Annotated in this window: 10 protein-coding genes and 2 riboswitches; of the genes, 4 read left to right on the top strand and 6 right to left on the bottom strand. The window is 63.8% G+C overall.

All coding sequences use genetic code 11. From position 1 onward, the window contains the following. The first annotated feature begins 54 nt into the window (after window positions 1-54). From AOG28_RS05355 to AOG28_RS05340, 4 genes are all read left to right on the top strand, one after another. The gene (locus AOG28_RS05355) at window positions 55-1,383 is read left to right on the top strand and encodes a GNAT family N-acetyltransferase (protein ID WP_235506951.1); all 1,329 of its coding nucleotides are present in this window, start codon (window positions 55-57) and stop codon (window positions 1,381-1,383) included. Window positions 1,384-1,512: 129 nt separating this feature from the next. After that, a complete protein-coding gene (locus AOG28_RS05350; RefSeq protein ID WP_054555566.1) occupies window positions 1,513-2,808 on the top strand; it encodes a nuclease-related domain-containing protein in 1,296 nt (431 codons plus the stop codon). Between the two features lie 426 nt (window positions 2,809-3,234). After that, window positions 3,235-3,603, top strand: a complete 369-nt coding sequence (locus tag AOG28_RS05345; protein WP_043331409.1) for a phasin family protein — start codon at window positions 3,235-3,237, stop codon at window positions 3,601-3,603. Between the two features lie 200 nt (window positions 3,604-3,803). After that, window positions 3,804-4,082: a peptidylprolyl isomerase gene (locus AOG28_RS05340; protein ID WP_043331408.1), complete on the top strand. Its 279-nt coding sequence runs from the start codon at window positions 3,804-3,806 to the stop codon at window positions 4,080-4,082. A gap of 129 nt (window positions 4,083-4,211) precedes the next feature. Here AOG28_RS05340 and thiC read toward each other — a convergent pair whose 3' ends face one another. The 6 genes from thiC to AOG28_RS05310 form a co-directional block, all read right to left on the bottom strand. After that, a complete protein-coding gene (gene thiC, locus AOG28_RS05335) occupies window positions 4,212-6,221 on the bottom strand; it encodes a phosphomethylpyrimidine synthase ThiC (protein WP_082388312.1) in 2,010 nt (669 codons plus the stop codon). Between the two features lie 126 nt (window positions 6,222-6,347). Beyond that, window positions 6,348-6,488, bottom strand: a riboswitch (TPP riboswitch). A 158-nt stretch (window positions 6,489-6,646) separates the two neighbouring features. Next, complete coding sequence (gene tenA / locus AOG28_RS05330) at window positions 6,647-7,306, bottom strand: thiaminase II (RefSeq protein ID WP_043331406.1); 660 nt, start codon at window positions 7,304-7,306, stop codon at window positions 6,647-6,649. A 146-nt stretch (window positions 7,307-7,452) separates the two neighbouring features. Next, window positions 7,453-7,579, bottom strand: a riboswitch (TPP riboswitch). A 197-nt stretch (window positions 7,580-7,776) separates the two neighbouring features. Continuing rightward, window positions 7,777-8,502, bottom strand: coding sequence for a TIGR04282 family arsenosugar biosynthesis glycosyltransferase (locus AOG28_RS05325; protein WP_054555565.1), 726 nt, complete (start codon window positions 8,500-8,502; stop codon window positions 7,777-7,779). Continuing rightward, entirely contained in the window at window positions 8,495-9,307 is an 813-nt protein-coding gene (locus tag AOG28_RS05320) for a TIGR04283 family arsenosugar biosynthesis glycosyltransferase (protein WP_200906738.1), read from the bottom strand. Before AOG28_RS05320 ends, AOG28_RS05325 begins: the two co-directional genes overlap by 8 nt. Window positions 9,308-9,761: 454 nt before the next feature. Further along, window positions 9,762-10,883 carry a PQQ-dependent sugar dehydrogenase gene (locus AOG28_RS05315; RefSeq protein WP_152965336.1) on the bottom strand — a complete coding sequence of 374 codons (1,122 nt, stop codon included), beginning with the start codon at window positions 10,881-10,883 and terminating at the stop codon, window positions 9,762-9,764. A 283-nt stretch (window positions 10,884-11,166) separates the two neighbouring features. Next, window positions 11,167-12,201 carry a lysophospholipid acyltransferase family protein gene (locus AOG28_RS05310; protein WP_235506950.1) on the bottom strand — a complete coding sequence of 345 codons (1,035 nt, stop codon included), beginning with the start codon at window positions 12,199-12,201 and terminating at the stop codon, window positions 11,167-11,169. Window positions 12,202-12,411 lie beyond the last annotated feature (210 nt).

The following is a 12,411-nucleotide window of genomic DNA, read 5'->3' as shown; positions in this document are numbered from 1 at the left end:
TGTGCGGCATGTCTGCACCAGCGGTGGGCATGGCAAGACTATGAGGAGAGTACGGTGACAGGGCAATGGCAGGCAGAGGATGAGGCGGCGACAGGGTCGGCGGCACACGCGACAGGGGCCGCGACAGGCCTGCAGCAGGCTGTGAGCGCCGCAGATGCCGTAGAGAAGCAGGGCTGGCGCCTGGAGGTGCTGGATTCCCTCGACGCCCTCACCGCCAGTGAATGGAATGCGCTGGCAGGCGATGACTATCCCTTTCTGCAGCATGCCTATCTGAGCGCGCTGGAAAGCTGCGGTGCGGCCAGCGCCGCCAGTGGTTGGCATCCTGCCCATCTGGTAGTGCGAGACGCCGACGGCCGCTTGCTGGCGGGGCTGCTGCGCTATCTCAAGCTGCACTCGCGTGGCGAATATGTGTTCGATCAGCAGTGGGCGGAGGCCCTGGAGCAGGCCGGTGGGCGCTATTATCCCAAGCAGTTGACTGCCGTGCCGTTCACTCCCAGCGATGGCCCACGCCTTGTCACCTCGTCGCAGTTGGCGTCGCCCGCAGCCCGGCGTGCCTTGCTTGAGTGGTTGTGGCCGCATCTCAAGGCCGGCATCGCACCCGCGGCTGAGCCGGGTAGTGCGCTGCGTCGTTATGAGCACAGCGGGTTTCATCTGCTGTTTGCCTCGGCACAGGAGCGGCAAGACTGGCAGGCGGCGATTCCGGAGCTGATTTCGCGACCCGGGATGCAATATCACTGGCAGTCACGCGGCGAGCCTGACTTTGCCACCTGGCTTGAGAGTCTGCGCTCCAAACGGCGCAAGGAGATCCGTCGCGAGCGGCGCAAGGTCGCCGAGCAAGGCTTCACGCTGGCCAGGCTCGAGGGAGCGCAGATTGGCCCTGATGACATCGAGGCCTTCTACCGCTGCTACTGCATGACCTATCTCGAGCGCGGCCAGCGCCCTTATCTGCCGCTCGATTTCTTCCAGCAGCTCAGGCGCAGCATGCCTGAGCGGTTGCTGCTGGTGCAGGCGCGTGATGAGCAGGGCGCGCCGGTGGCGGCAGCCTTGTGTCTGATCGGCAGTGATTGCCTGTATGGTCGTTGGTGGGGCAGCGAAGTGCATGCCGACTGTCTGCACTTCGAGGTCTGCTATTACCAGGGGCTCGAATTCTGCCTGCAGCGAGGGCTCAAGCGCTTCGACCCCGGCACCCAGGGAGAGCACAAGATCAGCCGCGGTTTCGCGGCATATGCCACCGGGTCGCTGCATTGGCTGATGCATCCCGGGCTTCAGGAGGCGGTGGCAGAGGCGGTCGAGGAGGAGGCACGTTGGCTCAGCAAGGCGCGTCAGCAGGTGACGGTAATGCTGCCCTACCGGGAGCCCGCGCCTCAGACAGCGCAGGAGTGATGACCCTCAGCCTTCTTCACTGTCATCCGCTATCCGCTGGCGGATTCTCCCGCAGAGTCAGAGGCAAGAAAGATTGCGAATAGAGCACTACACTGAGTTATATATGAATGCTCTAATCCAGAGGCGCCCATGCTGATCAAGGACTGCGATTCACGGGAATACGACCTGCTGGTGCTCGAGGTGCTGGCGCAGGATGCTGCGCTTGCCGCGCCCGAGCGCCACAAGGTGCTGGAGGCCCTGCGTGCGATACGTGCCCGTCAGGCGCGTCGCCGTGTGCTGGCAAGCCAGCTGGATGCCTTGTTGGGGACGCGGGATGATTGGGTGGTGCTGCATGATGTGCGCCTAGCGCAGCCAGAGGGCGTGATCGAGATCGATCACCTGCTGATCAATAGCCTCATGCAGGTCTGGGTGCTGGACGCCTCCTGTTTTGATCTGACGCTCTCGATCACCCCCTTCGGTGAGCTGTTGGCCCATAGCGGACGAGTCTCTGAGGGTGGCGAGACACCCTCAGGCGAAGATGGCGTCATGGCGCATGCCGTGACGCCGTGTCCCTTGCAGACGATCCCTGAGCGTAGCCGCGCCATCGTGCAATGGCTGGAGGCCTCCTCGTTGTTGCCTGTTCGCCTTGGGATGACCCTGCAGCCGCAATTGCGCTATCGCATCGTGGTGGCCGATGCGGCTCAGGTCAGTCGGCCGCCGGAAGACATCGTCGACAGTCGTGCGCTGCTGTCCTTCGCGCGCCTCAAGCGACAGTGCCTGCAGGTGAGCGGCAAGACCGCTTACGTGACACGGTTGCGCAGTTTTACCCACCGCCTCGATCAACGCCGTCTGCGCCAGCTGGGGCGCGCCATCGCGACCCAGCATGTGGCCCCCAATACGGATTGGGTGGCGGAGCTGGGCCTGGCCGCTGGCACGCGCGCGACGGAGGGTGACGCTGCCACTCTGGTATCCCCGCTGGCCTATCTATGGCAACCGCCGCTATCGCCTGAAGAACTGGTGCGGGCCTCAGGCGAAAGCGCTGCCATGGCGGCAGAGTCTGATGACATGGAAGGGGCATCGGATGACACGACGCTGGCGGTCCAGCGTGGCGTGACATCTACGGTTGTCCTGAAACGGCAGTGCGGTTTTGGGGGCCGAGGGCTGCAGGCCGCGCATTGGCAACCCGGGCACCAGGCCCCGGATCAGGATAGCCGAGAAGACCCCACGAGCCCGCAGGCGGCAGGCGAGCAGCCGGGGGCTGTGGCCGACAATCAGCAGGGCGCGTCTTCCGCCCAGTCGCAGGATGAGGAAGGCTTGCCGCGCTGTCAGGGCTGTCGGCGATGGCTTTCCACCCAGAGTGTCGACTTCTGTCGCCAGGCAGATCAGGCACGCGCGCTGGGCGGGCGTCTGCTCTGCAAACGCTGTCGCGACGCCTCATGCCAGTGACGCAGCAACACGGCGCTCTCCTCAAGTTCAGTCTTTCAGCTTCGGGCTTCTGTTCCAGCACTTTGGCCCAGCCTGGCGTTCCAGGGGCGTGGTGTGTGGCATGACGGGGCCCCAAGGCGTCAATTTTCTTTTCGGCTTCTGATTGTTTTTCTCCAGTGCAATCAAGCAACTGCATCAACCAGGGCGTACAGATCAGTCGTTGCGATGTTTTTGATGTTGCAGTGCAACAAAGACTGTCTTATGCTGCGTTGCAGCGAGGATGGAACCTGGTCGATAGCACTATCTGACCGCGACGGCTTGATAGTGACGGCTTGATAATGATGGCTCGGTCACTACGGTGCACCAGCCCGGTTCAGTCCTGATAACCGAACGGAGCAACGCTCCGGTTCATTTCAGCGTGATGCCAATACCCTGGAGGGTGCCTACATGTTCAATGCCAACTTCGAGAAGTCCGCTCAGCAGTTCGACGATATGTTCCTGTCTCCGCTGCGTGCGTTCAGCGCCCTGAGCATCGATTACAGCGAGAAGCTGATCGGCGCACAGATGGAACTGACCAAGTCCTATGCTGATGCTTCCCTGACCCAGGCGCGTTCCATGCTCGAGATCAAGGACAGCGAAGGTCTGAAGAACTTCGTCAAGGAGCAGCAGGAAACCGTCAAGACTCTGGGCGAGAAGCTGCAGAACGACACCCAGAAAGTGGTCGAGCTGAACCAGGAATACGCCAAGAAAGGTCAGGAACTGGCAGAAAGCAACGCCAAGTCCGCCTCCGAGGCCATGCAGAAAGTCGCCAAGTAAGCGACTGCTGCCGACGCTCTCAGGCGAGCGTCCCCAACGCCCATCCGGTCTTCCGGGTGGGCGTTCGCGTGTCTGGGGCATTGCTGAGCAGGTGGGGAGGCGCGCGACGCTAGCGGCGAGCGCTGCCTTGGGCCACAATGTCCTGCCACGCCGCCGGTGATTGCCGGCGGCATTTATTCGATCAGTGACAGGTGATAGACATGGCACAGGCCACAGCGCGTCATATTCTCGTTTCCAGCGAAGAACAGTGTGCAGCTCTCAAGACCGAAATCGAGAACGGCCGCGATTTCGCTGATGCCGCTCGCGAGCACTCCTCCTGCCCGTCCGGCCGCAGTGGCGGCGATCTGGGCGCCTTCGGCCCGGGCATGATGGTCAAGGAATTCGACGAAGTCGTGTTCAGCGCCCCGATCAACACGGTTCAGGGCCCGGTGAAGACCCAGTTCGGTTATCACCTGCTGGAAGTCACCAGCCGCACGTGAGCCTTCTGTCACGCTCATGAGATGTCATGAGCCCCTGGCAGGATGTGACGAAAACGCCCCGACCATCACTGGTCGGGGCGTTTTTTGTGTCGCTCGGAAAGTCAGCTTTCCTGTGTATCAGGCGCTCGCCTAGACCTCCTGATAGAGCTGGCTGCCTTCACGCTTGAACTTGTCGGCCTGCTCCTGCATGCCGGCCATCACGCTGTCGGCATCGCCGGTCAGACCATGCTCATTGGCGTAATCACGCACTTCCTGCGTGATCTTCATCGAGCAGAACTTCGGCCCGCACATGGAGCAGAAGTGGGCGACCTTGGCCGAGTCCTTGGGCAGCGTCTCGTCGTGGAAGCTGCGCGCGGTGTCCGGGTCCAGGCCCAGATTGAACTGGTCTTCCCAGCGGAACTCGAAACGTGCCTTGGAGAGCGCATTGTCACGGCGTTGCGCGCCCGGGTGGCCCTTGGCCAGATCGGCGGCATGCGCGGCGATCTTGTAGGTGATGATGCCGGTCTTGACGTCGTCCTTGTTGGGCAGGCCCAGGTGCTCCTTGGGGGTCACGTAGCAGAGCATGGCGCAGCCGAACCAGCCGATCATCGCGGCACCGATGCCGGAGGTGATGTGGTCGTAGCCCGGGGCGATGTCGGTGGTCAGCGGGCCGAGGGTGTAGAAGGGCGCCTCGTCACACTCGCTGAGCTGCTTGTCCATGTTCTCCTTGATCAGGTGCATCGGCACGTGACCCGGGCCTTCGATCATGACCTGGACATCGTGCTGCCAGGCGATCTTGGTCAGCTCACCGAGCGTCTCGAGCTCACCGAACTGGGCGGCGTCATTGGCATCGGCCACCGAGCCCGGGCGCAGGCCGTCGCCCAGCGACAGGCTGATGTCGTAGGCCTTGCAGATCTCGCAGATGTCCTCGAAGTGGCGATAGAGGAAGCTTTCCTCGTGATGCGCCAGACACCACTTGGCCATGATCGAGCCGCCGCGCGAGACGATGCCGGTCACGCGGCTGGCGGTCAGCGGCACATAGCGCAGCAGGACGCCGGCGTGGATGGTGAAGTAGTCGACGCCTTGCTCGGCCTGCTCGATCAGCGTGTCGCGGAAGATCTCCCAATCGAGGTTCTCGGCCACGCCATCGACCTTCTCCAGCGCCTGATAGATCGGCACCGTGCCGATCGGCACGGGAGAATTGCGCAGAATCCATTCACGGGTCTCGTGGATGTTGGCGCCGGTCGAGAGGTCCATCACGGTGTCGGAACCCCAGCGGATCGCCCAGGTCATCTTGTCGACCTCTTCCTCGATGGAGGAGGTGACTGCCGAGTTACCCAGGTTACCGTTGACCTTCACCAGGAAGTTGCGGCCGATGATCATCGGTTCGCTTTCCGGGTGATTGATGTTGGCGGGAATGATGGCGCGGCCGCGTGCGACTTCCTCACGCACGAATTCGGCGGTGATCTCGTCGGGCAGGTTGGCGCCGAAGCTGTGGCCCGGGTGCTGATGGCCCAGAATGCTCTCGACGGATTCGCTGCCCTGATATTCCTCACGCAGCGCGATACGACGCTGATTCTCGCGAATCGCTATGTATTCCATCTCCGGGGTGATGATGCCCTGGCGCGCATAGTGCAGCTGGGTGACATTCTTGCCCGGCAGGGCACGACGCGGGCGGTGGTCCAGCTCGAAGCGCAGGGACGACAGGCGCAGGTCGGCCTGGCGCACGCGGCCATATTCACTGCTCAGCTGATTGAGCTGTTCGGTATCACCGCGTTCCTCGATCCACTGCTCGCGCAGCGGCGCCAGGCCCCGGCGAATGTCGATCTCGACCGCCGGATCGGTGTAGGGGCCGGAGGTATCGTAGACGACGATCGGCGGGTTCTCTTCCAGGCCGCTGGAGGTCTGGGTCGGCGAGCAGCCGATCTCGCGCATGGGCACGCGGATGTCCGGACGGGAGCCTTCGATATAGATCTTGCGCGAGCCGCTCAGCGGCGCGATGGCGGCGGCGTCGACCTGTGCTTCGCTGGCGAGGTGGCGGCTGCCATCCTTGCGACCGGCACGCGCGCGTGCCTTGGGGGCAGCATCAGGCTGCGAGGCGAGCGGTGACTCGGCGGCGTTGGTGGCTTGCGGGTCTTGTGTCGTCGGGGCAGTGCTCATGCAGGTCTCCTCAAAGGGCGACGTCACGGCTGACGTCATCATGGGAAGACCGTGCGCAGGGAGAGGATGGTCGTCGCCGACTCCTTGCCAACAGGTGGCCCGGGAGCGAGGCGGCCGCGCGCAGCGGCTGGCCATCAGCTTGATTCCTACGCCGGTCCTAACCGGTTCAGGTTCCACGGGACCCCTTGCTGGCAAGCTCGCGCGTCAGGGCGGCGAAGCATGCATGCAGGATCTCAGCCGGTTCCACCGGCACCCCGTCAAGCGTGTTCAGATTTCAATGCGAGGGTGTTGCCCGAAGCGTCAGGCTTGCCCCGGGGAGCTTTCTCGCATCCAGGCTCTGTTGGCCTGTCAGTCGTGCCATCCATGGAGGATGGCGTCATCCCGAGCGGCTCATGGCGAGCGTCGGGACGTCAGTCTGTGATGCCTCAAGCGCGATCGAGGCCCATCTGCCAGAAGTCGATCTCGAGTCGCGTGGCGTCCCGGAAGACATCGACCAGTTCACCCAGTCGGCGCTCCGAGACTTCCGAGAGGCGCGCATCCAGCCATTCGCGCTCGGCTTCGACGGCTTCCTTGAAGTCATCGCTTGAGTACATCGCGATCCAGTCCGCGTACGGGTTGTTCTCGATCTCGGTGGTGTCCTGATCGAGCAACCACTCGGCGATCTCGCCGTAGCCGATCAGGCAGGGCGCGAGCGCCACGTGCAGATCAAGCAGGTCGCCGCGCTGGCCGCAATCGAGCACGTAACGGGTATAGGCCAGGGTGGCGCGGGATTCCGGCAGCTCGCTCAGGTCATCCTCGCTGATGCCCCACTCGCTGCAGTAGCCGATATGCAGATCGAGCTCGGTATTGAGGATGGTGTCGAGACTGGCCGTGGCCTGACGCAGCTCCGCGAGGGTGCGGCTCTTGTAGGCGGCCAGCGCCCAGGCGCGTGCGAAGTGGATCAGGAACAGGTAGTCCTGCTGCAGGTAATGGCGGAAGGACTCCTCCGGCAGACGACCTTCGCCCAGCTGGCGAACGAAGTCGTGCTCGAGATAGTCACGCCATTCCTCGGCGCAGGCACTGGTCAGGTCGTTGAAACTAGGCATGACGCATCCCTCGGTGAGCGTGCTGACGACCCGTGATGGGGCGACAGGTCTCTGGCGCAAGCGTGGCCAGTACCGGAACAGGAGCAGGGGAAAAGCGGGGGAGGTGCCGACAGTCACCGTGAGAAAGTGGTGACGATATCGAGTGGCATCGCTTCGCGCTTGATCCCTACGCCGGTACTAGCCGGATCAGGTTCGGCGGGATCGTCATTCACGCAAGGACATTGCCTGCGCATGACATCTCAGCCGGTCTTACCGGCACCCCGTCAAGCTGTGACATATGAGTCACGATGCAGCGAGTGTAACAGCCCTGCGGCGCAGAAGAAGGGCAGTGTGAGCAAAAATGCATACGACTTTGGGAGGCATGCCGAATGTGTGAAGAGCCTCAGACGGGCTTATAAAGAGCCTCAAGCGGGCTTGTGATGAGCCTCAAGCGGCTTTGTAGAAAGCCGTGAGCATGTTCATGCAAAGCCTCAAGCGGCAAGGTCGGCCATGAGCGCCGGCAGGTGGCGCGACAGTCGCGCAAGGTCACGCGGTTCATCGACATCCCAGCTGATCGGCAGGCAAGCGGCCGTTCTCCCCGCCCGTGCCAGCAGCGCCAGAGTGTCCCGGCAGACATGGGCATGGCTCCAGCGGGGCAGCAGGAAGGCTTGCGGGCAGGGCGCCTTGAGGCCGATCAAGCCATAGCCGCCATCGTCGGTGGGCTGCAGCACCGCGTCGTGAGTGCGCAGTCTGTGGGCTGCCTCGCGCAGCCGCTGGCTGTCCAGCGCCGGCAGGTCGGAGCCCATCAGCAACACCGGCCCCTCGGGCAGATGTCGGGCCATGGCCCGAGACATTCGCTCACCGAGCTCCCCCTGTGGCTGTGTCTCGAAGGTGAGGTCGGCAGAGGTGTCGACAATGCTTCGCAGCCGGGCTTCCAGCGCTGCCCGCAGAGCCGCCTGTTCAGATGCCTGACTCGACGGCTCGTCAGCGGGCGTCAGCATCACCACGACCTTGCCGAGGCGCGCGGCGCAGGCGTGGTCAACGATATGGCTCAGCATCCGCGCATAGAGTCGAGCTGCGCCCTCGGGGCCGAGTGCGGGGATCAGGCGTGTCTTGCAGTGGCCGGCGATGGGCAGGCGACCGAAGATGATGAGAGTCGGGCGCACCTCTGACGCGGCATCAGCGGTGGGCAAGGTAGGCAACGCCGTATCACGCATGGGGCATGCCGCGCTGCTCACAGGCCTGCGCCGCGGCGCGATAGCCGTAGAGACGTGCCAGTCGTGCAGGGGAGACGCCACACCAGGCCGCCAGCCGCAGTCCCCACATCTTGACGATGGTGCGCCAGACGCCGTGGGTCTCCCAGCGTCGACCACTGGTCGTGACGCGCGCCGTCAGGTTCATTGGCGGGGTCAGATGCTTGAGCTGGGCACTCAGCCAGATATCTTCCATCAGTGGCATGTCGGCAAAGCCGCCGATGGCCTCGAAGGTCGAGCGCTGCACGAACTGGGTCTGGTCGCCCGTGCTGATGCTGGTCAGCCGCGAGCGCAGATTCATCATGGCGGCGATCATCGGTAACCACGGCGACTCGCCCTTGATGCTGACATCGAAGCGGCCCCAGTCGCTGCGGCGATGCGTCGTGACGGCCTCCTTGAGCAATGCCAGCGCATTGTCGGGCAAGTCGGTATCGGCATGCAGAAACAGCAGCCATTCTCCGCGTGCACGCGCGGCTCCGGCATTCATCTGGCGTGCCCGGCCCGGTTCACTGCTCAGCACGGCATCACACAGCGGTCGGGCCAGTGAGGGGGTGCCATCCGTCGAGCCGCCATCCACCACGATCACTTCACAGTCCCCGCCCGCGCGCAGGCGACTCAGGGCAATCAGGGTTTGCACGATGCCGGCTGCCTCGTCATGCACCGGCATCACGATGCTCAGCCAGGGAGCGCGCGTCAGGTGCGTGCATGTGCTCGACAGGGAGTCCCGGTTGGCGGGCGTCCGTGATGCTGGGGGTGGCTGCTGGTTCATGGCGGCAGGCTCCGACGATGGCGTATTCGTTGGATCATACGCAGGAGTTCGTAGGCTGGATGCACGGGCGAGAGACGCTCTCTCAAAGCGTCATCGTTCATTAAACGCTTGGCGTCGACCCAGAGTCGCTCCATGGCCACACAATGCCTAGCTGGCCATTGGGTGCATGCCAGGGCACGGGACTACATTTCTGTAATTCGCAGGCGGGGCATGAACGGCAGGTTTTCTGAGTCTGCAGCAGGCAAGCGCTGCATTCATCGGCCCTATTTATAGGCCCTGTCCATAGGCCCTAACCATAGGCCCTGTCCATAGGCCCTCTGCCAAGCAGCTCCTGGAAAGAGAGCCTGAAGAGAGGGTTTGGAGAAGAGAGCCTGGACAGAGGGCTTGGAGAGAGCGCGTGAATAAGGGCCAGGGCCTCGGTTATCAAAAGCCCGTTCTGCTGGAGGTCAGGCCATCAATCGAAGGTGAGGCGATAGAGGCCAGCCGCGCCGCTATCCGAGGTGAAGTACAGGCTGCCATCAGGGCCGAACAGGACATCGAGCGGGCGAATCCAGCGCTGACCGCTGCTGCTGTCCTGCAGACCGGTCAGCACTGGCACCAGGCGTGCTTCAGTGTCTGGCGTCGCCAGCTTGAGGCCCAGCAGGCGAGGCTCACGGCGGCTGGCCGGGTCACCCGCCGCGTTGCCGGAGGGCGCCGTGCCCCAGCTGCCGTGGACTGCCACCACGACATCCATGTCTGCCGCCAATGGATGCTCTGGCGGTACCACCGCGATTCCCATCGGCGCACTGCGAGCGGGGATCTCGGCCAGCGGCGCTGCAATCTCGTCACGCTTGCGCGGTGAATCGCTCGTGATGCAGTCATCCGCCTGCCAGCGGCCATCGACCCACTGATGCCAGGGCATGCCATGGAAGCTGCCTTCGCGAGCAGCAACCACCAGCTCGCGAGGTTGCTCATAGCCCCAGTGGTCGGGGCCGTTGTTGGTGGCCAGTAGGCGCGGCTCACCTTCTATGCCCAGCTGCCAGGTGAGGCCTACCGGGTTGCGCAGTCCGCTGGCCCAGGGCTGCCAGTGCGGCGCATCGCCGGATTCTTCAAGGCGCAGCACGCCGCCTCGGCGTTCACTGAAGGAGTAGCCCTGCTCGCTGCCTGCAAGGTATTGATTCGAGCAATTGCCCTGGATGCCCAGCGCCAGATAGAGGTCACCCTCCGGCCCGAGACTCAAGGTGCGTGAGTTGTGGCCACCGCCGCCGGGCAGGGCGATCAGCTCACGAAAGTCATCGCGGGTGAGAGACTCGCCGGGTGAATAGTCGGCGACCAGCAAGGCGGCGGTGGTCGCGACATAGAGCTTGTCGCCGCGCACCACCAGCGAGTGAGGGTAGCCCGACAGTTCGACCAGCGTCTTCACGGCAGAGAGGTTGCCGTCCGGCGTCAGCTGAGCGCGATAGACACGCTCGGCCCGCGAGCCGATCAGCAGCTCGCCAGCATCAGTGAGATGCAGCATGCGTGGACTGTCGAGCGAGGCCAGCCGCTCGAGCGTGGCGCCCTCAGGCAGCTTGAGCGCTGGGGCATCGCTGGGCACTTGCTGAGCGCTCACCAGCGACAGTGAGGAAGGGGCCTCTGTCTCTGCCTGGGCTGGCAGAGACAATGCGAGACAGGCCGCCACGGCACTTACGACCAGGCGTGTCGCCACTCTTGTTGCCAACCTTGTCGCCAAGCCTGTCATCAGGTGTGCCGGCACCACCCGGGACAGGGATGCGCTTGTGAGGTGAGCGGCGTGAGTCTGGATCGGCATCCTTGCCTCCTGTCATTGAGCCATGCGCATTCAGTCTGGGAGCTGATGGCCTGATCCGCCAGTGCTGCCCTCAGCCGCGCTTGCTGGCCTTGCGGCGATGCTTGAAATAGCGGCGCCAGCCCTTGAGCGAGAAGAAGGAATAGGTGCGCGCATAGAAGCGGGATTCCTGCCAGCCCGGTTGTTGCTCCATTTCCTGCGGGCTCTTGCGCCAGCGCTTGTATTCCCACTGATACTGGGCCGGTGCCAAGGCGATCGCCGCTTCCACCGAGGCATTCACCCCGCGTGCCGAGGCGACCTCCTCTTCGCAATAGACCCCCTCATCCGCAGCGAGGAAGTGGATGGCGAAGCCATGGCCATCTTCCAGGCGTTGGGCGACACCGGTGACGACGCGCGCATCGGTTCTCGCCACCAGCTTGGGCAGCAGGGTGGCGGTATAGGCGGGGCGGCCATAGAAGTCGGCGAAGACGCCGCTGCCACGGCCCGGCTCCTGATCCGGCAGTATGCCGATCGCTTCGGCGCGCTTGAGTGCCTTGAGCAAGGCAGCTACGCCACGCGAGTTGGTGGGCACCAGGCTTGCGCCCATGCGCTCACGGCCATTGCGGATGATCGGGTCGAGGCGTTCGAACTTGGGCGGCTCGTACATGGCGGTGAACGGGAAATGGCTGGAGAGCCAGAAGTTGAGCACTTCCCAGTTACCGAAGTGTGGCGCCAGCACGATGACGCCGCGCCCCTCGGCGCGCGCCTCGTCGAGCAGGTTGCGGCCGTGGACCTCGAGAATCGAATCGCGCACGGCGTCTTCATCGCCCAGCCACACCTTGCCCAGTTCCAGCATGGTGGCGGTGGAATGCGCGAGGCTGTCGCTCGCCAGACGCGCGCGCGCCTGGCTGTCGAGCTGCGGGAAGGCCTGGCCCAGATTCTGGCGCGTGACCCGGCGCTCACGGGGATTGCACAGCTGCACCACACGCGCCAACGGGCGCGCCAGCCACCAGAGCTGGCGGGTGCTGAGTCCGGATAGTCGTTGCCACAGACAGGCCACGGAGTTGGCCTTGAGAGGAGTCAGGCGCTGTTCCATGGCCTGTTCGAACCGCTTGAGAGTCTTGTCCATCGTCACACGTGAAGTTCCGGTGGTCTGGCGTGAAAGGTCGCGCCTGTCTGACGCGAAGGCAGGCGCCGTGACATCGTCAGGTGTCGCGGTGCCGCACTCGAATGATGCTCATTGTGCCAGAGGGGGGCGGTGCCTGCAGGCTCCATCGTGGCAGGCGCAAGACACTGGCGCGGGGTATCATTCAGCACTCAGACAGTCGCCACCTTCGAT

Source organism: Cobetia sp. UCD-24C (assembly GCF_001306765.1).
GTDB lineage: Bacteria > Pseudomonadota > Gammaproteobacteria > Pseudomonadales > Halomonadaceae > Cobetia > Cobetia amphilecti.
Note: the sequence above shows the minus strand (reverse complement) of the source record. Positions and strands in the feature narration are given on the sequence as shown.